The organism is Bdellovibrionota bacterium (assembly GCA_040386775.1).
Taxonomy (GTDB): domain Bacteria; phylum Bdellovibrionota; class Bdellovibrionia; order Bdellovibrionales; family JAEYZS01; genus JAEYZS01.
On the sequence record JAZKEU010000017.1, the window covers coordinates 111,497 to 136,605 of the forward strand.

The following is a 25,109-nucleotide window of genomic DNA, read 5'->3' on the forward strand; positions in this document are numbered from 1 at the left end:
ATTATTTTTTCTTTCGCAATTCATCGGCAAGTCTTGCCACTTCTTCTTCGGTTGTTGAGAGTTCATCGGTTTTTGAGAGATCAAACCGTAAGCTGTAATCCTTTTGAGATACTTTGCGAATGTTTCCCTCAATGGCGCCGAGTCTTTGTTGAAATTTTAGATACAATATGTGAAGTGCTAATAAAATTATGATCGAGATAGCAAAGAAATTAAAAACTCCAATTTCTATAAAGGTATATAGAAATGCATTAGCACGAGGTTTAGTAAAGCCTAGCATGTAAAGGTTCTTTAGAACTTTATAGTTAAAAACATTTCTATTATCAAATTGGCTTAGAGACACTTCAGCAACACCGGAGGATTTTGATTCGTTTTGCAGTGTTCTTAAGAAAGAAGATTCATCGACAAGTTTTTCTTGAATTAAGAAATTTCCTTTTGTATCCATCAAGCTCAGCTGGCACTTTTCATCCGAATGGAGAGTGGAAACAAATTGATCAGTAAAGAGCGTGATTCTAATCAAGTGTTTTGAGGTAAAGCTTGTGATGTTATTGGGAATATCGAGCACTAGAACAGGCATGTCTGAAATTTTACTTTCTTGTAGGGTGATCTGCTCAGAGTTTGCGCTAGGGGCTATGAGTCCTTGATCGACCTTGATGTATTCGCTCTGTGCAATTTTATAAATATCGACAACGACATCATTTAATTTAAAATCTTTGAGAACCCATTCTTTTCCATCGTGTTCGTAATAACTGATCGCAAACCACTTGGAATCAAAGAAGGTATTTTCACTGTTTTCAATCCAGAGTTTAGAGTTGTTCACATTTTCTAGTAATAGCTGCTTAATCTGATAGGACTTGTCCTTTAAGTGATAGATACAGGACTGAGAAACCTCGGTGTTGAGTTTCTCTGGAATGATTGAGGTTCCAACAAAAATAAAACTCGCAAGCATCAAGAGTAGCGTTAGAAAAGCTACGGCAAAAATTCTGAGAGAATAATAATTTTTTTGGTTAGACATCATCATGTCTTATATCGACACGTTAAGAGGGAGAAATTAGGCTAGAAATTTTTGAGCACAAAAGGATTGGGTGGGAGGGTTTTCCTCTCCGCCCCCAAGCTAGGACTGTTTGATTTTGGTCTTTGTCGTCCCGGGTCTCCACGATCGCGGAAGGGACAAGCGATTTACACAGTTCTATAGAGCAAGGTGTGTGCCATAGGTCTAGCGAGATGGTGTGGCAGTATTTTGGATTTGATCGCGGCGAGAAAAATAGGTCAGTGTCATTGTAACACCTGTCGTATACAACTGTGAATTTTGGTGAATGACTTCATCCGTGAATGTCACCACTATGCTGTTTTTTAATGTGAGAGATAAGGCGCGCTTATTGTAATTTCTCGAGAGAAAATTTGAATTTTACATCACAAATTATTATTTCATGGATAAATCATTCTTTGTTTGTGAGAGAAAATTTTTTTATGAAAATGGTTGGAGGAATTTTTGTGGAACTTGTTTTTTTTGGGAATTTAATTTTTTTAGAAGTGCGGAGAAGGAAGGCATCCTGCCTGCTGAGAGCACTGCTCTCAGACTCTCGCTTCTGCCGGCCATCGTGGCCGTCAGATATTTATTAAAAAATATTAAAGCTAAGATCGGCTGGCCACGATGGCCAGACGAAACGGGTTCAAAAGGGCAGTTGCCCTTTTCAGGCAGGATGCCTTTCTTCTGAATGACGCAGTCTCAGTACGGAAAACTAGGGGGTACCTTTTTTTGGTCACTTTGCGGTTTTAGCGTGTTTAGAGTTTTGACAGGCTTTTTTTATTGTGATTTCAGATAGTTAGTGGTGGGTTAGATTAAGTGAGTTTTAAAACTTTATATCTTTAGTCGCGGTGTTTGTTGGTTAGGCAGTTTATAGGTTTTAAAATATCAGTGATTTCAGTAGCTTGTATTTATACCCAAATCTAGGTTTGGGTCTTTTTCTTGTAATGTATAATAGTATGAGAGCCCTTCCTAAATTAAGGACCCTAGTCCTATCCATTCTAATAGCTTCATCGGTAGCACTTGTAGCGTGTCAGCCTAAGCTTCAGCCAGAAGAGGATTGTAACTTTGTAATGAGCTCTGACATTCAGCGTGTATCGTGGAAGAACAAACTGCCTGTGAAGCTTTATATCTCACCAGAGGTGCCTACAGAGCTTAGAGAATCAATTAGAATTGCCGCATCTAAATGGAACCTTGAAATTGGTAAAGAAGCTCTATTAATCTATGAGTCAGATAACATTCCTTCAACGGTTCAAAAAGACGGTATCAACGTAATCTATTGGGAAGAATCTTGGAGTTCAGGTAAAGCTTCGGAGCAAGCGCGTACCACCATCACTTGGAGAGGCGATACCATCAATGAAGCGGACATCCTCGTAAATGCAAAAGATCACAAATTCTCAGCGTTTGGAGAGATTGCGCCTGGTAAAATCGATTTCACAAGTTTGATGGTTCATGAGTTAGGGCATGTTTTAGGTTTACAACACGTATCAGGTGAGCCAAGCGTAATGGCGCCAACGCTCGCAGAAAATACGCCGCGGCTTACAATTGAAGAAGTGGACGTTAACTCATTGAAATGTGAATACAATTAGGAGTCATATCTAAAGCGTAATGTAAGAGTTCCAAAATGGAACTGAGAAGAATGAAAGAAAATTTATAGAAAAATTATTTTTGCTATTGTGAAAGAATAAAAAAAAGTTAGAATCAATAAATCAGAGAGGTATAAATGTCGATTAAAATAAGCTCTAAATCTTTAGGAAATGCTCAAGCGAGCAAGAAAAACTTGTTCTCCAAGTTACAGAGCTTAACATTCAGTAACTTTGTACCTTCAACTTTTGCTTCTTCAAGACTTGAAGAGAGAGAGGGTCATCTAGATTTAGAGTCACAAGAGATCTTATCTCTTCTTAAAGGCAATATTGAAAAATTAGCTGACGCTAGCTCAAGAGTTGAATTTATGATGGGCGAAATTTCTCACTTAATGAAAAAAGGTATTTGATTCTATTCTTTTACTTCATTGTTCATATATTCTTCGTCAATCAATGTGAATTTTTTTAGCTTATCAGAATATACAAAAACATTTGCGTTATTGATATCAAACCACCAACCATGAATACCTAAGGTTCCTGCTTCTATGCGCTCTCTTACGAGAGGATAGGTTTTTACGTGTTCAATCTGTTGTAAAACATGGGCTTGAGAAATTTGGTTGTGCTCAGGCAATTCATTATTATCAATATCATGTCTATGAAAGCGCTGAAGGCTTGCCGCACCATATTTCAGCCAAGATTTCAAGTGTGGGTGAGTGGGTGGAAGATTATCAATTCCATTGCAAATGGCATTGATAGCACCGCATTCAGCATGACCGCAGATTATAATATTTTTCACATTTAAAGTTTGAATAGCATATTCAAAAGCTGCGATCTCCGATTCATCGCCCATAGAATATCCGCTACTAGAAGGTGGGATAATGTTTCCCACATTTCGGATCACAAAAAGATCTCCGGGGTTTGTAGAGGCAAAAGCATTAGGTGCGACCCTGCTGTCTGAGCAGCAAATAAAAAGAGCGTCGGGTTTTTGTTCTAAAGCGAGTTTTGCAAATTTCTCACGGTAACTATCTTGAGTGTTTTTTCTAAACTCGATAATACCGTTAATTAATTTTTTCATTTATTTGATTCCCCAAGGATGTCGTAATTTATCCTATGCTTTAGGAATTACAACTTTTAATATGCCGTCTCGATAGGTTCTTACGACGGCTTTCTCTTTAATCGCTTTTTCAATAGGGAATTCTTCTCTTACGGTCTCGTATCTATTTGTAGACGTTTTAACGCCTTCCTGTACATTGTCGTCTTTCCACGAGCGGTTACCGGTGACTACGAGTTTGTCTTTTTGCACAATGACATCAAAGTTCTTGGCTTCATGCTGAGGAACTTTCACCGTCACCATGTAGGAGTCGTCGTTATCTGCAAAGTTCGCATTGATTTTTGACATGGAGTAGAAGGGGTCATTTTCTTTTTCAGAGTATTTGTTGAGTTGCTTAACGTTGTTGGTTTTTGCGGCTTCGAGTTCTCTGTTGAAAACGGCTCTTTGGTTTCCAAGGGCGTCTTTATAATGCTGCTCATTCTTTGTGTACTTCTCGATATGTTCCGCTTTTTGGCGATCCATATCTTGCTTGTAAAGAACTTCCTGTTTTGATTTTTGCTGTTGATGATTTTTAAGAGATTCTTGTTTTTTACTCTCATGTTGAGCTTCGGCTTCAGTCATCTCTACTTTTTGATAGTTTTTTTGCTTTACTTGATGTTTTTCGAATCTTTGATTTTCTTCTGCTAAAGCTTGATCACCTTTTTTGTGTGTTTCTGCTAATTCTTTTCTGTATTGCTCTTTATCTCTCTTAGATTTTGTAGCGTGCAATTCATTTTGTGCTTGGAGGTCAGATTCATTTTGCTTTTGATTTGTCTCTATTTTCTTTTGCCCTTGCTCACGGATTTCTTTGTAGTTTTTAGTGTATTCATTTTGAATCTTTGAAAGGTTCTGGTTGCTTTGGTCTTGCTCAGCTTTTATAGAAGCTTGGTTTTTTTCTTGAACCATTTGGATTTCTTTTTTAGCTTTTTCCTGCTCTGCTTTCATTCTTCCTTCAAAGAAAGCGTCTTGTTCGCTGAGCGTTGAACTTTGCTGACCTTGGTTTTTTTGAAGCTGCTCACGGTTGGCGATATTCATCTTTTTGATTTTTTCGCTAGACTCCGATTCAATTCTTTGAATTTCCATATTGGATCTATTCTGGATATCAGAAACCCGTTTTTCGCTCTGCTGTTGTTCCTTAGAAAGAGTTTCAGAATATGTATTTTTTAAATTTCTATATTGATCATTGTATCTTTTTGTTTCTTGAGAAATTTGTTTTTGATTTTGATCTTTTATGTAGTTTGTTCTTTTAGCTTCTTCTTCTTGGGTAGACTTGATGGCTTCATTTTTTTGGTCTACTGCAGATTTAAGATTTTTTTCTTTTTCTTTGCCTTGAGCAAGGAGATTGACTTCGCGATCTCTATTGGAAGTTCGGATGTGATTGACGGCCGCTTCACCAGAATCTTTTTCGGTCTCGGCTTTGTTGTCGTAACTTTCGCGTAAATTTTTAATGCGTTCTTCTTCAGATTTTACAATCTGTTCGCGCTGTTGAGCATAGCGTTCGGCAAGCTTGGCATTGGAATCATTGTTCACGGAACTCATGCTTAAATTCTAGCATGAGTTTGTCTCTTATGGAGATGCGATTTTGCGCTGAGCTGGGCTTTGGCTGGGTGTTGATTGACGGGAAGGTTTTTCGCAGTACTTTTTATGATAACTGGAGTCGCCCCAGCACATCCAAGTATCACGGTACATAACGATTTCTCCTTGGCCAAGGTCGTAGTATCCTGGGTATTGGAGTGGATCTAAAGAGCTGATCACGATGCGTTCGCTTTTGGTTTCTTGATTTTGAATTACCAATTCAAAAACACGGTATTCGGCGAATGCTGAATTCACGAATATAAAAGACATTATCGTGATGAATAAAAAGAGGAGTATTCTCATACTCCTCTTTTCGGATTATTTTACTTTAGTATTTAGTGTCCGAATCGTAAAAACCAGTAAGGCACTTTTGATTTAGAAGCAGGTTGGTCCTACTCGGCACTCATAAGTTCTAGATTTATCTGATGGACAAGGAGCTACAGGCTGTGAAGCTGTGTCTCCAACAGGGGTACACGGTGTGCCAGTAAGGATTGGCCCAGGTATACCGCAGCCATAGTCTTCAAGTCCTGCGAAGCACCAGACTCCCATTACAACAGGAGGAGATGCGCTGCAACCTGCGTTGCTGCCGCCTCCAGAGCCATTGCAGTTCCAATTCCATGGGCCTGACCCCGTCACAGCAGAAGCTGTCCCACTTGAACAAAGATTTGTGGTTGGGGCTGAAGCAACCGTAGTTCCATTCGCTGTTCCGCATGCACCATTCACCATTGCTCCTACGCTAGCAGAACAGCCAGCATCTCCGCCTCCCCCTGAGCCCTCACAGCTCCAACTCCATGGGCCAGCGCCAGTCACTGCAGAGGCTGTCCCACTCGAACAAAGATTTGTGGTTGGGGCCGATGCAACGGCAGTCCCATCGGCAGTTCCGCAAACGCCGTTGATGACAGGGATAGAATAAGATTTACTACAATCAGCGCTGGTGCCGCTTCCAGTTCCTGCACATGACCATGTCCAAGGGCCAGAGCCTGACACAGCAGAAGCTGTTCCTGCATTACACAATGAGGTAGGCGCTGTAGGGCCAGAGGTTCCATGATCACTGCCGCAAGCTCCGTTTGTTCCTCCGCATGTAATGCATTCGATGTTTCCTTGGGTGCATACTACTCCAATCGGTAGAAGCCTTTGGAAATACTGTTGGTCTCCAACATTTGTACATGCAGTTCCGATTAAGTTAGGAACTCCATGTGCCGTAGTATAACCATTGTAACCGCAGCCGCTAGATGGCCCCGGAGAGCACTCGGCGTTTGATCCGAAGCAGCTCCAGCAACCGGCAGTACATGCGCCAACAGAGCAGTTTTGATTTGTGAATGAACCGCTTAAAACCCCATTGGTGCAAGTTCGGTTTTCTGAAATGCAAGTGCTCGCGCAGGCTACGGAACTTGTCTGATAAGCTGTAACGCTAGTTCCATTTGGAATCTCAGTTCCCCAAGGTGTTTGGCAGTCAGTACATGGCGTTGTACTCGCAGGCATTGGTCCAATACAGCAAGATGTTGGACAATTTACAGTTCGAGTTCTCACTGCACCAACGCAAGCACCCCATGCACCGACGTTCCAGTTTGAACATGGTGTGCAACTTGTCGGCCCTTGTGGGCTGCCAATTCCTGAAGTGCAGGAGTTAAGAGCTGGACAATAAACCGGAGAGCAATCGTTTGCGGCAGGAGAGCTGTTATTCGTAGGACATGTACAAATATTCCCTGTGCAAGTAGGGCCTCCAGCTTCTGCAGAAGTTACGCCGTAACTTGGATCTTCGCAGTCAACTGCAGTTGTGCAGGCGGTACCTTCTTTGGCGCAAGTGTTGAAACACTTTCCTGTTCTTGAACAATAAGATCCTGCTTCGCAAACATTTCCGCCTCTTTGTGTTCCGCCGTAACGGAAGCAATGATTGGCCGCGGGGGGGAATGTATGAGGAACGCTGGTTAGAGGTGTCGAGTATCTCATCGGAGGAGTCGTGTTCTGTTGATATCTACCACAAGGATCTACGACAATGGCGCAAAAATTACCGGAAGGATCTTGGGTGCAACCAGAGTTGGTCATGCTATTCCATCCGCCTGTACCACATACTGTTCCTAGTGTAGGAGTAAAAGTTGCATCCAAATTAGGACATAATGTAGAAACCCCACAAGCTTTGGCAGGTGCAGTAGCCGCGGTAATGACCGATGCAAAACTTGGAATCGGTGTCGAAAAATTTTCTGCCGGTGAGTAAGTTGCACCAACGGTAGCTGTGGAATCCAAGCACCAACTTTGCACAGGTATCGCCTGAAGTGTTCCACAATTATTTTCAGCAGAGAGAGAAAGTGTATAACCACCTTCCGAAGCCACGGCAGGAAGTCTTGCGGTACAATCTACTCCTACACAGTTACAGCCGGGAATTACACCCGGAGCGGCACTTGGTATTATTGTTGTAGCACCACTGGGACTTGTTAATAAGCCGCTGCAATTATGTGAGATTGAAGAGGGGCCTGGTGGTAACGGTGGAGTATAAACAACACTTCCTATGAATACTGGCGCTCCACCTTGACATTGAAATTTGCCTCCTGCAAATGCAACCATAGCGTCCGTATATTTTGGTGCAGATGTTCCAGTTAGACTTGGTGCAAAGCTTCCCACAGCATTTCCCGCATTTGCAACGTGATTTGTATTGTCAGATATAGGGCCCATGACAGGAACTGAATCAATGATGGAGAAGTGGGCCGGTGAAGCAGAAGAGCAACTTGGAGATCCATTGGCTGGATTACAAAAAGAAGGTCCAACATTTCCAGATGTATCAACAGTTCTTACATCGACAACATAACCTTTCATAGAGCGAAGGCCTGAGAGAGTCAGAATTGCATTTGCTGTTCTTTGTGTATTGCCATTGCCAGAGACAAGGGGCTGATACGATATTGAAACATTTCCTGCCGTAGTGCCATCAGAGTCTTTCACAGTTGCATTTTCGCAAGGTTCCCATACGTTCGCATTGGTAGGATCATCAAACCAAGTTTTTTCTCCAATTCTACATAGGAAAGCAGTTCCTGGTTCTGACTCTAGACAAGCAGCACACGCAGCATTATTGAATGAATCAAATAAATCCGGTCCGGCCCCGGTGGCATCAGAACATGTTGTAGAGTTAATCTGTTGTTGGCAGTTTGTTTGGCAGGCAGTTCCTGCATTGCTTTTGAAAGTTCTTATCGCAATTTGTACAGGCGCAGGAGCTCCGCAAATCGCAGGGGATATAATTCCAGGTCCACAGAGATTTTGGTATTGAATCAGAGTCAATGCAGGAGTTGTATCCATTGTTCTTTGGACAGTTCCTGTTCCAGTGCAAGATTTTTCTTGATCGGTTCCTCGTTGGATGGTTACACGCACTTTAAATTCTGCTCGTGTAGTGTCTTGTGAGCTAGGGAGGTCGGCCATGGCAAGTCTTCGAGCTGTACAAGGGATACCATCAAAATCTACAGCAAGATCTATTTCTACGTTTCTATCTGTGATTGTAAATCCTGGTCTGGGAGTGGAATCGTCGTAGAATCTTTCACCGCAGTTGGGGCCCATGTCCAGGCCATTGCAGCAGAAGTTTCCGCTGGCCGCTAGGGCAATGAGTCTATTCGTAGAATTTTTAATGTTGAGATAGTTAAAATATTTCCATGGAGGAGGAATTTGAGTTGCTGTTGGTGGTAAACTCAATGTACCTGTTCCGGTGTATATAGGAATGGGCGTAGAGGTGAATCTAAATCTATCAATGCCATCGTCAGTTTGATCAAGGCCTTGTGGAAAATCTACGCCGCCAGCAGGACCATATGAAGAAATAAACAGAGAGGTTTCATCTTTTTTGATATATTCCACAAGAGAGTTTGCAATATTTTGGCAGCTCCCTGCAATCTCGATTCTTTTTGAAAGTCTACTCTGATCGCTAACAACATAGGCAACAGTCATTGCTATTGTTATGACCAATGCGGCGGCGATAAGTGCCCCCACTAAACCAACCCCACGTTGATTTAAAAATAATGTAATTAATTTATTTTTCTTCATATTAATACTTTCTTAATAGAATAAGATTTTGTCAGCTTAAATTATATACTTATCGGCTGTCTATACCGCTGGACATAAGTCTTGCTGAATTTTCTCTGAATAATAATCTGTATTCTAATAAGACAGGGAGACGTTTGGAGTGTCTCATATTGAAACGCACTAAAGAAGATGAGTGCTAATTATTAAAAGAATAGGCTGCCACTCACGAAAGATAAATATCTTAGTGGAAAATAATATGAGTATTTAGAATTTACTTTTTAAAGTTTAAGCCTAATGTTTAAACTTCGCAGATTCTAAAATCGCATTATCTACGATGTTGAAGTACGTACGAACCAAAAGTTCATAGGCCTCTTCATCTAGATTTTTTAAGAACTTCTGCTTTTCGACAATGGATTTTTGAGAGATAAAATCACTCAAAATTCCTTGAACTCTTTTAACATTATCAAAGTTAAAAAAGTCGATGTCCTCTGTTGGTGTCTTCAAAATTTTGCCAATAATCTTATTGTCAAAAAGAAGATGCAATCCCTGAATGGATTGCGAAAGTAGATACTCTATTTCGCTCAATTTATCTGCTGATATTTGTATGACATTGCGTCCTTGCAAAGCCATCCCCCCTGTTGAAGTTTTTGGTGCTGTTTTCATCCGAATGTACTAATTTCCCCTACCTTTATTTCAAGCGCCATTAAGTCTCTTTGCAACAAAAATCAATTGTGTTTGACATGCGCAGTCAGACGCGAGTGAATAGTAAGGTGAGCGGTAAAAAGAAAAAATCTAAAAAATCAAGAGACTCTCAAGGACAAAGAACTCCAATCATCATCGATGAAAGTCGAGGTTGGATTTTTAATGACGAAAATGATGTGGTTGCGCACTTCAGAGAGCAAATCGAAATTCTCGAAAAAGAATATCATGAGTGGCGTCCTGAAACCGACATCAACTTGGATGAGATCGAAAACATTGATCAGCATCTCTCTGAACTTTTACAAGAACCCGATGAGGTCTGGTTGTCGACAACAACTCTTAAAGGAATTTCTTTAGGAACTTTTGTTGGATATTTTGAGGCTGAAGAAGAAGACATTAGTTTTTATTATATCACGCTGACATACTTTGTAGATAATATTCCGCGTTTTGTGTTCTTGCATTTTGCGACAACAGATTTAAATCTTGTAAAAAAATATCAACGTGGTGAAAAAATTTATGATCGTAATAATCAAGAGATTCAATCTGATGAAGAAGCCGTGGATGCTTTGACGGAAGGTGATGAATTGGCGGTTGGTCTTTATGGTGCGATGTTAAAGCTGAGAAATCAAACGGATATTCCTGAGAATGAATTTCCGAGCTACATCAAGCACCGCGAGGAAACAATTGAAGAGCCCGATGAGATCTGGAGAAAAATTGATTCTGAAGGTCGTATTTTAGTGAGTTTTGTTAAATCCATCGAAGATGCTGGAGATGTAAAATACATTGTTGTGACCACTGAAGATGAAGCTTCGGAAAGCCAATACTTATTATTTTCATTCCCAACAAAAGATCCAAATCTAGTGGATAGATACAAGCAGGGCGAATCGGTAGATGCAGCTTCATATACTCGGGAAGAATCGCATTAGGGAATTAGTATTTATCTGAATTCGCCGCGAAGTACCTCGTTGGTATTATCAAGGTTTCCTAGGTTGTCGTCTTCGTAAATTACAAACCAAGCGTCGCTGCTATTGAAGACCACCGAAAAACTATCGCCAGGTCTTAGGCCATCGGTTAAATGCGCAAGTCGTACATCGGTTGCTGTATTTAGGGTTGCAATGTCTGATTCCACTTGAACGCCATAGATAGAAACTTCGCTTCCGAGAAAAGTATCATTGTAGCAAACTTGGAAGTTGAATTCGTTGAGTGAGCCTACCAAGAAAGTCACTCGCATGCCAACACCACCTTGGATAAAGTTTGGTGTGCAATAAGAGCTTGCTCCATTACCACAGGAGATCACAAACGATAATAAAATCGCAATAGATGCAAGTAAGCTAGTTCTTAGAGCTTTGCTCGCTATATTAAGCATTGCCAGGGAGCTGTGTTTCATAAGATAATTATAAATGAGAGAGAGCCTAAATATGAAGCTTATTTTAAAGATGTTAATTTTATTTGTCAGTGGGTTGGGATTAATTTCATGCTCACTGTCTCAAAAAGAGACAAACGGTCCGATTTCCTTAAGCCTAGAAGGCATTCCTGGGCACAAAGACAATTATGCAATTCACTCTCAAACTCTCGTTGAAAATGTAAGCACAGATAAACTTCTTCATCAGAAAATCGAAATTGTAGAATTTGATGTAGCAACAGAGATCTCTAAAATCGATAAAAAAAATTCTACAGTTGCGATTGATACAAAGACCACAAAAAAAGAAGGATCATTAAGTCTTCATGATATGGCTTATCCGGAGCTTGATGAAACAATTCATTTTGTTTTTGATTCTCGCGGAAGAGTGATTCAAGCAGGGAAACATAATCCCGGAACGATTTTTTTTGTATCGCCATTACCACTTCCAGATAAAATTGTAAAAGTCGGCGACACTTGGACCTACAAAACGGAATGGGTCACGCTCGAAAGTCAAATGCCAATGAAACTGGAGCTTGTGATGGTTCTTAAAAAAGCCATTAAATGTTTTGGCAACGAATACTGTGCTGAAATTGAGTGGTCTGGAAAAGTATTCCCTGATCAAATCAAGATGCCAATCGAAAGTAAAATCTCAGGCTATTCACTCTATCGTCCAAAAACAGGAAGTCAGATTTGGACCTGGTCAAGAAACGAAGAAACTCTCGAACTTCAGGGTGTGAAAATGAAAGTATCAACCTGTATCCAATCCATCTTAAAATCTGAAAAATCAAAAATCAATCCCTTCGCTGGAAGAGCTCCGGTGTGTGATCCTGCCGATGCCAATGGCCCATTACCAAATGTCGCAAAAGTAAAAATCTAAAAAAAGGTGCTCCTTTTAGCTGAGGTCGGCCCAGGTGTAGCCGTCGTCGTTGGAGGATTCGCTGCCGGCTTGCCACTTTTGGATGTAGACACTTCTTGATAAGTATTTTCTTACAGATTTTTTTAATGCCTCAGTGCCGTGGCCGTGAATGATTTTTACTCGGTCCACTTGCTCTTGAAGAGCTTTGTCGAAAGATTTTTCTAGTTCTTCAATGGCTTGATCTGTAGACATTCCACGAATATCAATTTCGATTTCATCTTGAGGAAGTTTGATTTTGGATTTTTTCTGTTGCTGTACAGGATGTTGGATATTCGGCGCATTTGCAGCTCTCACATCTTTCCAATGAATTTGTAGTCTCATAGATTTAGAAAGTACAGTCACTTCACCTTTAGAGTTAGGAAGTCCTTGGATGATTCCATCTTGTCCTAAATTTGATAAATAGGCTGTGCTTCCGGGCGGAAACTGTCTGGAGAACTCTTCTACTGAGGTTACCGAAGGAGTCGAGCCTGTAGACTTTACGATTTCTGGAAATTGTGCTTTAACCTTAGAAACATTGGGATTAGCTCTAAATTCTTCGATGATTTTTTCGATTTTCTTCTCAGCACGATCTACAGCTTTAGAAATATGATGGTTTTTTTCGGACTCGAATTTTTTAAGAACGTCTTTGTATTTGTTCTTTTCCGTTTCCATCATGCGTGTTTCAAGTTCAAGTTTTCTGGAAAGCTCGACAACTTTTTCTTTGTATTGGTCGAGTTCGTTGAGTTTTTCTTCACGCACGCGGGTTTCCGTAGACAAGTAGCTCATAGCTTTTTGAATAATGCTCTCAGGAACCCCCGCAGCTTTAGCTGTTTTCAAAGCAAAGGATCTTCCGTGAATTCCCATAAAGAGTTTGTAAGTAGGATGATCTGTAAATTCCATGCTTCCACAGGTGATTGGAGATTCTTTTGGCCAAATTTGTTTTAGTGGGCCCAAGTGACTTGTGATAACTCCAAAGACATCGTTTTCAGCATAATGCTCGATAAAACTTTTAGCAATAGCAGCGCCTTCTTCGGGATCCGTAGACCCGCAAATTTCATCCACTAAGATTAAATTATCTTTTCCTTTCGCTGTGAGCGCCTTACTCAGAGTATTGAGATGAGCGGCGAAAGTACTCATGTGTTCATCCACACTCTGTGTGTCACCAATGGCGACAAAGATAGTTTTAAAAAAAGGAATTTTTGATTCTTCAGCTGCAGGAACTAAAAGTCCGCATCTTGCCATATGGCAAGTGAGGCCGATAGCCTTCAATAATACTGTTTTTCCCCCAGCATTGGGACCAGAGAGAATTAGAACTTTCTTTCCATCATCAAACTCTACATTATTTGAAATGACTTCTTTGATATTTTGAAATGAGAGCAAAGGATGTCGTACTTCTTTTAAGAAAAACTCATTGTCTGTAAATTCAAAAGTACTTGAATTTGTTTTAAGTGCAAATTGTGCCTGAGCCAATCGTTGATCACACTCAAGCATCTTGTGGTAAGCTCTTAAGAGTTCATTGCATGATCCGGCGACAAAGTGGGTGAGTTGAGTGAGAAGTTTTTCAATTTCCGCTTCAATTTCACTCTCGGCTTCTTTTAATCGATTATTGATCGCGATAATTTCTTTAGGTTCCATGAAAACAGTTTGTTTTGTTTGAGAAGAATCATGAATGATCCCGTCAAACTGACGCTGTTTGCCACTTCGGATAGGCAATACCCAACGTCCCTCACGATTTGTCACATAACGGTCTTGAAGAAGTGTTTCCATCTCGTGAGTCTTAACGAATTTATCCAGCGTTGTTCTGATCTGTCTTTCTAGATTTTTCTTTTCGTTATAAAGATTATGAAGTGTTTCACTGGCGTCAACTCGGATGTCGCCTTCAAAGGTAATTATTTGGTCTATGGCAGAATGAATTTTCGTAGTGTCCATCAATTGCGCAAGAGATGAGGTCGTCCAATCATTGGTTGTTTGCGATAGAGTTTTCTGAAGATTAAAAATATCAAAGCAAAACCTTCTTACTTCTTGGAATTCAGAAGTCTTAAGTACCGCTTTTCTTTTTAAACGTTCAAACCAACTAAAGAAAAGATCGAGAGAGTCTAATCTTGGGCGAAAATCTAAGGAGACAACTGCTTTCGCTTGATAAATTTCATTCACTTGTTTTTGAGATTCTTCCTTGGTTTTGAAAGGAGCGGTCTTGGCAATTAAATCTTTTGCAGTAGAGCTGGTGGAGTAATTTTTAATTTTCTCCAAAGTATCATGCCAATCTAAATTTTTAAATTGGTCTTTTTTGTTGTGCTCTAGGCTATTACTCATTTTCTTTTTTGCTCCACCTTTTTAATTTATATGGCTTCAATTTATATAGCTTTAGAAGATAGATGAGGGCAAGTATTACTGCGAAATAGTCAAGATATAGAAAACGTGAATAGATTGTCTTGGGTGCATTCTTTAAATAAGGAACCACTACGGTTTTAGCCCACTCTTGTTTTTGTGGAGAAATTTCTATAACTTTTCCGCTGGCTAAAATCACAGAGGAGATTCCGGTGTTGGTCACGCGAATCATGGGACGTCTAAATTCCACGGACCTCATCAGCGTCATATAGAGATGCTGATAAGATTCAAAGGTATGTCCGAACCAAGAGTCGTTTGTAATATTCACGAAAATATCCGCGCCATCATCAACTAATCCTTTTGAAAACCAAGGATGTAATCCTTCGTAACAAATTTGTGGACCCAGTTGAACCTCTTCGGATGTTTGGGGTTTTGTAATACTAAGGACATGAGGGCCTACGCCTCTTTCAAAATCAGCTATGGTTGGAAGTAATTTTAAAAGAAATGGAAAGTGATCAGAGAAGGGCAAATATTCACCAAAAGCGAGGAGAATATGCTTTTGGTAAACGCCAGTATTTTTTCCGGTCGTATCAAAGGTGAAGATGGCATTGCTTTGTCTTCGAGTTTTGCTGTCTTCCGTGAAAGCGCCAGTAAACAAATTGATTTGGTTTGATTTTACATAATTCAAAACAGATTTGACAGCTTTTACACGGTAGAATCTGGGCTCCATAAATTCTGGAATAGAAGTTTCTGGCCAAATGATCAGATCAGGCTTGTTGACTAACTCCGGAGTAGTTAAATCAAAATGCTTTTGTACAGTTTTGCTTTTGAACTCTGGTCCAAAGATTTCCCATTGCTTTTCTTGATTTCCAATATTGGGTTGAACCATAAGGGCTTTGATTTCTGTGTCTGTTTTTTCCCAAACATGTTGCTTGTAGAGACCGATTGCATTGATAATTGCAAAAAATAAAACAAAATAAGTCACTTGTTTTTTAAATACCGGACGATCTTTGATATTGAGATAAATATACAAAATCCATCCATTGATAATCAAGGTCAGAGAGCTGAGGCCAGTAACACCAATTGTGTCTGCCAATTGATAAGCAGGAAAATCTCCGTAGAACCAAGAATATCCAAAGTACCAAGGAAAAATCTGAGGGTTGAGTTTTTCGAATAAAGCTGTAAGTAGGGCTAGAACAAAAATGGATTTTCCTTGAGAGAAAGAAAGTTTTTGATTGAGGCGATACCAAACCACCGCTGCTAAAGGAAAATGCAGATTTGTGAAAGAAGCAAAGGCAATAAGACCAATCGCTCCAGCAAAGGCAGGCATGTGGCCAAATTCCATAATTGTGTGTGGAATCCAATGAAATCCAATGATCGTAAAAACAAAAGGGGTGAGCCAGCTATAGAAGAAGATTTTCTTTAGGCTGGATTCTTTAAGTAAGACTGTCCAAAGAGGACAAAGGGAAAAGAACAAGGCCCAAGGGGGAAAAGGAATATAACTTGTTCCAAACATGATCCCCGAGAGTATGCATAGCCTTAGCGGTTTCGAAAGCGTAAAAAATGATGTCAGTCTCGAGAAGAAAGTCATTGATATTTTCCTTTAAACATTCGAACATTATAGATAGGAATTTATACTTATGGAACACTTTTCTTGTCCTGAATGTGGTTATGAAAATCCCAAGGGCAGCGTATCTTGTAAACGCTGTCTGCTGATCTTTGAAAAATACGAAAAAAAGAACATGAAGGTAAATTCTCAGGTGAATGGCTCTAAAAAGCTAGATGAGAAATGGCGCGAGCTTCTTACTGAGTACGATAACAAGGACAAACATGAGGCCTTTATTGCTGATGCCCTCAAAGAAAAGAATCTTCAGTACGCCTCTCAGCAATATCGCAAAATGCTCGATATGAACGGTGCAGACGAAACTGCCAAAAGAATGATCGATAAGATCATTCAGATCGCAACACTGACTTATGTTCCACCTTTTAGAAAGGAACCACCCAAAAACACAAGATGGATCACGCTTTCCATCTTAGCATTGATAGTTATTGGTGTGATAGCTATGACCTTAATGTTCATGTCGAGAAGACCCTAATCCAATCAGTTGAATCAGTTAAGAGTCTTTTCATTTTTATCTGCGATTGTATTTAAAAGTTGGTTCAACTGATTCAGTTGTTGTGAGAGAGCTGGGTTACGGTTGTTGTTGTCCACAACGGCTGTTGTGTTTGATAAAATTTGATTCGAAGTTGGAGCTGCGATTCCACTCACCGGAACTGCTGGATGGATTGCAAGAGCTGCCCAAGAATTTAAAATCCCTGAGGTCTGAGTTTTGGTGAACATGGTAGCTCTTGTGTCTGCTGTTGCTAAAATTTGATTCTTAATTTGTTTGAAATCCATATCTGAATTGTTGGCCTTAAGTAATGCAGCCACACCGCTCACGAAAGCGGTTGCTTGTGATGTTCCTGTCATTGTCCCGTATCTGCTTCCTGGGAGTGTAGAATAAATTCCTTCGCCTGGAGCCGCGATATGCACAGTCTTCATTCCATAATTGCTACTTTGTAAAACATTGGCGTCAGCATTGATTGCAGTCACAGAGATGATATTTGGTAAATTGTAGTTTGCAGGGTAGTAGTGAGCCTTATCTGAATTTGACTTTTCATTGCCGGCTGCTGCCACAAAGATAATTCCAGCATCGTTAGCTCTTTTTACTGCATCATATTCTGTTTGAGAATAATCAAGTCCGCCACCAGAGTAATTGATGATATCGACTTTTTTGTCTACGGCGTAGTGAATAGATTTGATTGTGTTTTTTAGGTTGTCTGTTCCTGGAGCTTTTGGATCATAATATTTTAAGATCATAAGGCTGACTTTTGGTGAAACTCCGCTGATACCGATTCCGTTTCCGCCTTCGGCACCTACGATACCAGCAATGTGTGTCCCGTGACCGTGGTTATCAGTAAGATTTCCAGTTCCTGTGATGAAATTACAACCATGGATATCGTCAATACAACCATTCTGATCGTCGTCAATTCCAGTCTTACCATTTTTTTCTGCTTCGTTAACCCAAAGGTTATTCTTGATATCAGGGTGATTAATATCGATACCTGTATCGATGATTGCTACCACTACTTTTCTTGAACCTGTAGTGATATTCCAAGCTTTGTCGACGTTGATGTCTGATAAACCACCTGTTCCAAGTAGTCCCCAATTTTTCTTAATTGCGGGGTCATTTAAAAGTACGCTTTGTTCTTTTTTAATTTGTTTTACAACTTTTGGTGTACTGAGGGATGGAATTCTTAAAGACTCTTCGTTATAGAGCATTCCCATTTCAACGGTTTTCCAAACACAGAATGATCCAATAACTAAAGCTAAGCCTAAGCATGCAGCTTGAGTTCGACGATATTTCTTGTCGCTTAATCTTACGATGAATGCCTTTTTGTCTTTGAGTTGAAATGCCATATATTAGTTGCCTCCATCTGGGATAAATAAAGCGCCCAGATACAGGTATATAAAGCAATGTGCTTGCCAAAGTTAAACTATTGAAATTAATAAATAATCTCAGGTTAAAACGCATGGTTTGTTGATCAATTTTTGAGCCCTTGTCAACTCTCTAGACAGCGTGGAAAATTCTTCTAAGGATGCGTATCGAAAGGAGAATTAGCTGATTTTTTGGGCAATAAAAACTAACTTTAATGGCAGTGGCTATGACGACCTTTTCTTGACGCAACTCTTGCCATTTAGTACCTCTAAATCCTTGCAGTTATACAATAAAATAATAAAACTGAAAAACAAACTTGAAATAAACAAACTGAGGTACAACCGTGTTTAGTCAATCACTACTGATTTCACCAATTATTATCGGAGCTCTTGGGCTTCTAGTTGCGTTAGCTTTTTACATCCGTGTCATTCGCCAGCCTACTGGAAATGAATTAATGAATAAAATCGCAGGCTATATTCGAGAAGGTGCGATGGCATTCCTTATGCGTGAATATAAAGTTCTTTTTGTTTATGCAATAGTTGTTGGTTTAGCGTTATGGTACGCACTCGGTTTAGTAGCGGCATGGAGCTTCTTGCTTGGAGCTGCATTATCACTTCTGGCTGGATTCTTCGGAATGAAAGCTGCGACTTACGCAAACGTAAGAACAACTCAAGCAGCATCTACAGGTTCAAAAGCCAAGGCATTACTTGTAGCACTTGATGGTGGTGCGGTGATGGGATTGTCAGTGGCAGGCTTAGCGTTGATTGGTCTTGGAGCTTTATATTTAATTTATCAAGGTACAGAAATCGTAAGTACGGTTCTTCATTCATTTGCTGTGGGCGCATCTTCAATTGCACTTTTTGCTCGTATTGGTGGCGGTATTTATACTAAGGCTGCGGATGTAGGAGCCGACATTGCCGGAAAAGTTGTTCAAGGAATTCCTGAAGACGATCCAAGAAATCCAGGCGTAGTTGCGGATAATGTTGGCGACAACGTCGGTGACGTTGCAGGTATGGGCGCGGATCTTTATGAATCCCTGGTTGCAGCAATTGTTTCAGCAATGGCGATTGCCTTTACGATTCCAGTGGCGAATCTTACAAATTTAACGGTGGAAGGTACCGCTTACGCAGAAACAAGACTTGTGGGTGTTGTTGCACCATTACTTCTTTCGACTCTTGGACTTTTAATTTCTGTGGTGGTGATTTTTGCGGCACGTGCCTTCAGTGGTTCGAGCCCAGCAGCAGTTTTGAGAGGAGCGTTGATGGTTCCTCCAATTCTTTTAACCATTGCTAGTTATATTTTAATGCCAATGTTTGGTTTAACCCAAAGTGTGACAGTGGCTTTAGCCGCGGGTGCCTTTGGTGGTGCGATCATTGGTTTGATCACGGAGTATTACACGGCGGCAAAACCAATTCGTTTGGTTGCAGAAGCATCTTTAACTGGTGCGGGAACAAACGTCATTCGTGGTTTAGCGGTGGGGATGGAATCCGTTGCAATTCCACTGATCGTTGTGGTGATCGCAGCATACATTGCGGATCATGTTCTTGGAATTTACGGAGTGGCCTTGGCTGCGGTAGGAATGCTTGCCGGTACAGCAGTTGTGATGACAGTTGATGCTTACGGACCGATTGCAGATAACGCTGGTGGGATTTCTGAGATGTCAGGTCTTGGCCCCAACGTTCGTGAAATCACCGATGAATTGGATGCTGTGGGAAATACCACTGCTGCCATTGGAAAAGGTTTTGCGATTGGTTCTGCGATCCTAACGGTTGTTGCTCTTTTTGGTGCTTTCAATATGGAAGTGAATCACATTCGTGAATTGAATAATCTTGCAAAAATGTCTTTAGATTTAGCTTCGACACAAGTTCTTATCGGTATCTTGATCGGATCGATCTTGCCATTCCTTGTGGGCTCAACAACAATGACAGCCGTAGGGCGTGCGGCGCAAAAAATTGTGGTGGAGATTGCTCGTCAGTTCAAAGAAATTCCAGGATTGATGCAAGGTAAAGCAGATCCTGAGCCCGCAAAGATCGTAGACATTGCGACGAAAGCGGCGTTAACAGAAATGATTTTACCGGGAATGATTGCCGTTGTTGCTCCGGTAGCAATTGGATTCTTAATGGGGCCGCAGGCGCTAGCGGGAATGTTAGCGGGTGCTTTAGCGGTGGGTGCAACGCTTTCTCTTTTCATGGCAAATGCGGGTGGAGCTTGGGATAACGCTAAGAAATACATCGAAAAAGGAAATCTTGAAGGTCATAAGAAAGGTTCGGATGCTCACAAGGCAGCAGTAGTTGGAGACACAGTGGGTGACCCGTTCAAGGACACCTCAGGTCCCGGCATTGCAATTCTCATCAAGGTAATGAGCGTAGTTTCTTTATTGATCGCATCTCTCATTGCGCTGATCTAATCGAACCATTTTAATAAAGTTAGCGTCTGCGAATTTTGCAGACGCAATTTTTATCTTTTTTTTTAAATACCGTTTGTTAGAATGTCCGAGTAAAGGCACATGGATAATTCCACCGCCGATTCCTATCAAAGTACCGAGACATCCAATACTAAAGCCCAAAATAAAAATAAACTCACTCTGTTTTATATCATCTTTCACGGTTGGAATATTGGACTGATATTTTTGCAATTGATATTTATAGGTAGTTAAACAATTATAGTGTAATATCGTAAGTTCTAAACTTTGATAAGGTGGATAATCCACGCATAGTTATTTGAATTAAAGGGGTGCCTGTGTCTGGAGCTGTAGATCAACGGACGTTTCGTCAGATTTTATTTCGTAACATTATTTTACCGCTAGCACTTGGACTAGTGAGTTGTTCGATTTTTGTTAGTTTAATTATCTATATTATGAATCTTAATGGCTGGGTGTATCACACAAACATTATTCTCTTAAAAACTGGAAAAATAGAACGAACTTTTTCTAAGGCTGTTTCCTCTCTTAGAGGGTTTGTTTTGACGGAAAAAAAAGAATTCATCGAGCCTTACTATGAATCTAAAGATATATATCAAGAACTTTTAAAGGAGCTAGAATCTAAGGTATCTGATAACGTTATGCAAACCCGCAGAGCTGTAGAAATAAAAAAACAATATGATAATTGGGTATCATTTGCGGAAAAAACGTTAGAAATTCAAAGAAAAAATGGAAAGCGAGCCGCAACTGATCATATATTGGAAGGGCAAGGAAAAAAAATTGTCGATACTCTCTATGTACAATTCGGTGAATTTCGAGATGCCGAAGAAAGCCTGAGAAATAAGCGCGTTTATTCTCAACATCGTTTTGCACGTATAGCAATGGGTGTGGCCATTGTATTGAGTTTGCTTTTTGGAATTTTGATTGCGGTTTATGGTCGTAGACAACTTTTAGGTCTTTCGACTTCTTATGAAGACATTCTAGAATTGCAAGTTAAGCAAAATGAAACGTTAAAAATACAAAATTGGATGAAGTCAGGGCAAGCAGAGCTGGGTATTGTAATGACCTCCGATATGCTTTTAAAAGATTTAAGTGAAAAAATTCTCCAGTATGTAGCGCAATTTGTAAAAGCAAAAATTGGGGTGATGTATATTGCCAACGATCATCAAGTGTTTGAAATAAAATCAACATACGCTCATGCTCAAGAAACATTTCCCCTGAAGAGCTTTAAAATTGGTGAAACGTTATTGGGACAAGTGGCCAGAGAAGGCGAGATTGTACAAACCAAAGACCTACCTCCTGAATACTTTAAAATCACATCTGGAGTGGGGGAGATGAGTCCTAAGCATGTTGTTATTGTTCCTATTTCTTACAATAAGCAGGTGAACTCGCTTATTGAACTTGGATTTATAGATGATGTGAATCCTCAATCTTTGGAATGGTTAAATCAAGTAGGCGAAAGTATCGGCACTGCTATAAAGACAGCCAAGTACAAAGACCATCTTGAAGTTCTCCTGGAGGAAGTCCAAAATCAAGCGGAAGAACTTCAATCTCAACAAGAAGAGTTACGGGTCAATAACGAAGAGTTAGAAGAACAAACGAAAATTTTAAAAGAAACTCAATCTCATTTAGAATCCCAACATGCAGAACTTGAACAAACCAACTCTCAGTTAGAAGAACAAACGCAAGCTCTAGAAAATCAAGCTGATATTTTGAATGAAAAGAATCAACAGCTGAATTTAGCTCAAGAAGATCTCAAGAAAAAAGCAGAGGAACTCAAGAAATCTAGCCAATATAAATCTGAATTTTTAGCAAACATGTCTCATGAATTGAGAACTCCACTGAATAGCTCGTTGATTCTAGCCAAATTGCTTGCAGACAATAAAGATAAGAATCTCACTGGGCAGCAGGTAGAGTATGCAGAACAGATTTTAAACTCTAGCAATGATCTATTGCATCTTATCAATGATATTTTGGATTTATCAAAAGTCGAAGCTGGTAAGCTAGAAGTCTCTGCAGATAATATTCCATTAAAAAAATTCACTTCAAATTTAGAAAAAATGTTTTTACCTTTGGCAAAAGAAAAAAATTTGAATTTTGCAATCGACATATCTAACGATACACCTCAAGAAATTTTCACTGATTCATTGAGATTGGAGCAAGTACTTAAGAATTTATTATCGAATGCTATCAAATTCACGAAGAAAGGTTCTGTCACTCTGACGATTTCTAAATCTAAAGATTATTCGTCCTTCCTTGATTTTTCTGTCGTAGATACGGGGATCGGAATTGATTCGGATAAGCTAGAAGTTATTTTTGAAGCTTTTAAACAAGCCGATGGTACCACCAATAGAATGTACGGTGGAACGGGCCTAGGATTATCAATTTCTAGAAATCTCGCTTATCTTTTGGGCGGAAAGATAAGCGTAAAAAGTGTAAAAGGTAAAGGCAGTACATTTACAGTTTTTATTCCCCAAAAGTTAAATGATATAGGAAAACAAGATGCCATTTCTCGTGATCTGCCAACTCAACCCGAATCAAAACCTGTGGTTGAGGAAGTAAGAAAACCTTTCGTCGTAGATGATAGAGACAAAATCACGGAGAACTCCAACGTAGTCTTGATTGTTGAAGATGATCCTAAATTTGCCAGAATACTTTATGGAATGGCCAAAGCTTCTAATTTTGAGTCTATTATTACGGATCATGCCTCGGATGCCTTAGAATTAGCTTTGACTATAAAGCCTCAAGCTATTTTGTTGGACGTAAAACTTCCGGATCACAGCGGTCTTATCGTACTTGATCAATTGAAACACAATGTCTCCACAAAGCATATTCCTGTGCACATTATTTCAGGAATGGATTTCGTGAAGGATGCTTTAGAAATGGGTGCAGTAGGTTATGCAATAAAACCAGCAGGAGATGAAGAGCTAAAAAAAGTATTCTCACTCTTAAAAGAAAAAATTTTAGAAACTACGCAGAAAGTTTTGATTGTTGAGGATGATAAAACTCAGAGAATGGCCATAAGACATCTCATCCGAAACAATAAAGTGCAAACAGTTGCGGTAGGTTCAGGTACTGAAGCGCTGGAGGCTCTCACAAAAGAAGAATACAGTTGCATGATTGTAGATCTGAATCTTCCTGATATGACTGGGTTTGAGCTTTTGGAAAAAATTTCTGAGACCAAATTAGGCGGAAATCTTCCGGTGATTGTTTATACAGGGAGAGACCTCTCAATGACAGAAGAGGATAGGCTTAGAAAATATTCTAAATCTGTTATTGTTAAAGGCGCAAAATCTCCAGAGCGATTGTTGAGTGAAGTTACGCTATTCTTACATCAAGTGGAAACAGAACTTGATCCTGATCGCCAAAAAGTACTTGAAGAACTAAGAAGTCGTGAAAAAATATTTGAATCCAAGAAAATTCTTATAGTTGATGATGACATGAGAAACGTATTTGCATTGACGGCAGCTTTTGAGCAAAAAGGAGCAAAGATAGTTGTTGCCAAAAATGGCCAAGAATCTTTGAAGAGACTTCAGGAGGATACGGTTGACATCGTATTGATGGATATCATGATGGGCATTATGGATGGCTATAAAGCCATACAGGAAATTCGAAAACAAAAGAAATTTGCAAAGCTTCCGATAATTGCTCTGACCGCAAAGGCAATGAAAGATGATAGAGAGCTTTGCTTAAATGCCGGTGCTAATGATTACCTAACAAAGCCAATTGATATTGAAAAATTATTATCTTTGGTTCGAGTTTGGATATCTCACAGCGGGAGAGTCTAATGTGCTCTGAAGAGAATTTTGATATTGAAGTTAAACTTTTAATTGAGGCTATATATGAAAAGTATAGCTATGATTTTAGAAGTTACGCAATGGCTTCAGTTAAGCGCAGATTGCATATGATTTTAAATAAATATAAGTTTAGAACGGTATCAAGGCTTCAAGAAAAAATTCTTTATGATCCGAATTTTTTCTTATCCGTTTTACAGTTTTTAACGATCACTACCACTGAAATGTTTAGGGATCCTTTTTATTATTTAACGATAAGAGAAAATGTTATTCCCATCTTAAAAACCTATCCTTCTCTTAAAATATGGATTGCGGGATGCAGTACAGGAGAAGAGGTGTATTCTTTTGCTATTCTTCTTCAGGAGGAAGGACTCTTAGAGTGCACCACGATTTATGCAACGGATATCAATCCTGTAAGCATTAAAAAAGCTGAAGATGGGATTTTCTCAGCAGAGAATATTAAAGAATATGAATCCAACTATAAAAAAAGTGGGGGAAAGCAAAACTTTTCAGATTACTTTGTTGTGAGTTACGGAGCAGCACTCTTTGACAAATCCCTTAAGAAAAATATTGTTTTCGCAGACCATAGCTTGGCAACGGATAGTGTTTTTTCGGAGATGCAAATGATTTCTTGCCGAAACGTATTGATTTACTTTAGTCGTGAATTGCAAGAACACGCTTTGGGTTTATTCTCTGGCAGTTTGTGCCGAAGTGGATTTCTAGGGTTGGGCTCTAAGGAAACCATTCGCTTCTCGAGTCACTTTCAATGTTTTAATGAATTTTCAAAACAAGAAAAAATTTATCAAAAAAAATAAATTAATATTA

20 protein-coding genes are annotated in these 25,109 nt (G+C 39.7%); 9 read left to right on the top strand and 11 right to left on the bottom strand.

From position 1 onward, the window contains the following. Position 1 precedes the first annotated feature (1 nt). Positions 2 to 1,018, bottom strand: coding sequence for a hypothetical protein (locus V4596_10690; protein MES2769599.1), 1,017 nt, complete (start codon positions 1,016 to 1,018; stop codon positions 2 to 4). Between the two features lie 409 nt (positions 1,019 to 1,427). On the opposite strand from V4596_10690, the gene V4596_10695 reads away from it, so the two are divergent. From V4596_10695 to V4596_10705, 3 genes are all read left to right on the top strand, one after another. Next, positions 1,428 to 1,715, top strand: coding sequence for a hypothetical protein (locus V4596_10695; protein ID MES2769600.1), 288 nt, complete (start codon positions 1,428 to 1,430; stop codon positions 1,713 to 1,715). A 268-nt stretch (positions 1,716 to 1,983) separates the two neighbouring features. Next, complete coding sequence (locus V4596_10700; GenBank protein ID MES2769601.1) at positions 1,984 to 2,613, top strand: matrixin family metalloprotease; 630 nt, start codon at positions 1,984 to 1,986, stop codon at positions 2,611 to 2,613. Positions 2,614 to 2,747: 134 nt separating this feature from the next. Further along, positions 2,748 to 3,017, top strand: coding sequence for a hypothetical protein (locus tag V4596_10705; protein ID MES2769602.1), 270 nt, complete (start codon positions 2,748 to 2,750; stop codon positions 3,015 to 3,017). Positions 3,018 to 3,019: 2 nt separating this feature from the next. On the opposite strand, the gene V4596_10710 is transcribed toward V4596_10705, so the two are convergent. The 5 genes from V4596_10710 to V4596_10730 all read right to left on the bottom strand — a co-directional run bounded on the left by V4596_10710 (position 3,020) and on the right by V4596_10730 (position 9,931). Then, on the bottom strand, positions 3,020 to 3,682 hold the full coding sequence (locus V4596_10710; GenBank protein MES2769603.1) for a carbonic anhydrase: 663 nt from the start codon (positions 3,680 to 3,682) through the stop codon (positions 3,020 to 3,022). Between the two features lie 33 nt (positions 3,683 to 3,715). After that, entirely contained in the window at positions 3,716 to 5,236 is a 1,521-nt protein-coding gene (locus tag V4596_10715) for a hypothetical protein (protein MES2769604.1), read from the bottom strand. Positions 5,237 to 5,263: 27 nt separating this feature from the next. Further along, the gene (locus tag V4596_10720; protein MES2769605.1) at positions 5,264 to 5,575 is read right to left on the bottom strand and encodes a hypothetical protein; all 312 of its coding nucleotides are present in this window, start codon (positions 5,573 to 5,575) and stop codon (positions 5,264 to 5,266) included. 72 nt (positions 5,576 to 5,647) lie between these two features. Next, positions 5,648 to 9,289, bottom strand: a complete 3,642-nt coding sequence (locus V4596_10725; GenBank protein ID MES2769606.1) for a hypothetical protein — start codon at positions 9,287 to 9,289, stop codon at positions 5,648 to 5,650. Positions 9,290 to 9,559: 270 nt separating this feature from the next. Continuing rightward, the gene (locus V4596_10730) at positions 9,560 to 9,931 is read right to left on the bottom strand and encodes a hypothetical protein (GenBank protein MES2769607.1); all 372 of its coding nucleotides are present in this window, start codon (positions 9,929 to 9,931) and stop codon (positions 9,560 to 9,562) included. A gap of 77 nt (positions 9,932 to 10,008) precedes the next feature. On the opposite strand from V4596_10730, the gene V4596_10735 reads away from it, so the two are divergent. Beyond that, positions 10,009 to 10,893: a PBECR2 nuclease fold domain-containing protein gene (locus V4596_10735; GenBank protein MES2769608.1), complete on the top strand. Its 885-nt coding sequence runs from the start codon at positions 10,009 to 10,011 to the stop codon at positions 10,891 to 10,893. 11 nt (positions 10,894 to 10,904) lie between these two features. Here the strand turns inward: V4596_10735 and V4596_10740 are convergent, their stop codons facing one another. Then, a complete protein-coding gene (locus tag V4596_10740; protein ID MES2769609.1) occupies positions 10,905 to 11,333 on the bottom strand; it encodes a hypothetical protein in 429 nt (142 codons plus the stop codon). Positions 11,334 to 11,385: 52 nt separating this feature from the next. Here V4596_10740 and V4596_10745 point away from each other — a divergent pair, with 52 nt between their 5' ends. Next, entirely contained in the window at positions 11,386 to 12,246 is an 861-nt protein-coding gene (locus V4596_10745) for a hypothetical protein (protein ID MES2769610.1), read from the top strand. Positions 12,247 to 12,261: 15 nt separating this feature from the next. Here the strand turns inward: V4596_10745 and V4596_10750 are convergent, their stop codons facing one another. Both V4596_10750 and lnt read right to left on the bottom strand, forming a co-directional pair. Continuing rightward, a complete protein-coding gene (locus V4596_10750; GenBank protein MES2769611.1) occupies positions 12,262 to 14,577 on the bottom strand; it encodes a Smr/MutS family protein in 2,316 nt (771 codons plus the stop codon). Further along, complete coding sequence (gene lnt, locus V4596_10755) at positions 14,570 to 16,183, bottom strand: apolipoprotein N-acyltransferase (GenBank protein MES2769612.1); 1,614 nt, start codon at positions 16,181 to 16,183, stop codon at positions 14,570 to 14,572. Before lnt ends, V4596_10750 begins: the two co-directional genes overlap by 8 nt. Positions 16,184 to 16,232: 49 nt before the next feature. Between lnt and V4596_10760 the strand changes: the two genes are divergently transcribed. Beyond that, entirely contained in the window at positions 16,233 to 16,688 is a 456-nt protein-coding gene (locus tag V4596_10760; protein ID MES2769613.1) for a zinc ribbon domain-containing protein, read from the top strand. 14 nt (positions 16,689 to 16,702) lie between these two features. On the opposite strand, the gene V4596_10765 is transcribed toward V4596_10760, so the two are convergent. After that, on the bottom strand, positions 16,703 to 18,052 hold the full coding sequence (locus V4596_10765) for a S8 family peptidase (GenBank protein ID MES2769614.1): 1,350 nt from the start codon (positions 18,050 to 18,052) through the stop codon (positions 16,703 to 16,705). 362 nt (positions 18,053 to 18,414) lie between these two features. Here V4596_10765 and V4596_10770 point away from each other — a divergent pair, with 362 nt between their 5' ends. Further along, on the top strand, positions 18,415 to 20,478 hold the full coding sequence (locus V4596_10770; protein MES2769615.1) for a sodium-translocating pyrophosphatase: 2,064 nt from the start codon (positions 18,415 to 18,417) through the stop codon (positions 20,476 to 20,478). Here the strand turns inward: V4596_10770 and V4596_10775 are convergent. Beyond that, positions 20,446 to 20,676, bottom strand: coding sequence for a hypothetical protein (locus V4596_10775; GenBank protein MES2769616.1), 231 nt, complete (start codon positions 20,674 to 20,676; stop codon positions 20,446 to 20,448). The two genes, V4596_10770 and V4596_10775, sit on opposite strands and share 33 nt — an antisense overlap. Positions 20,677 to 20,927: 251 nt before the next feature. On the opposite strand from V4596_10775, the gene V4596_10780 reads away from it, so the two are divergent. Both V4596_10780 and V4596_10785 read left to right on the top strand, forming a co-directional pair. Further along, complete coding sequence (locus V4596_10780) at positions 20,928 to 24,278, top strand: response regulator (GenBank protein ID MES2769617.1); 3,351 nt, start codon at positions 20,928 to 20,930, stop codon at positions 24,276 to 24,278. After that, positions 24,278 to 25,099, top strand: a complete 822-nt coding sequence (locus V4596_10785; GenBank protein ID MES2769618.1) for a CheR family methyltransferase — start codon at positions 24,278 to 24,280, stop codon at positions 25,097 to 25,099. Before V4596_10780 ends, V4596_10785 begins: the two co-directional genes overlap by 1 nt. The last annotated feature ends 10 nt before the right edge of the window (positions 25,100 to 25,109 follow it).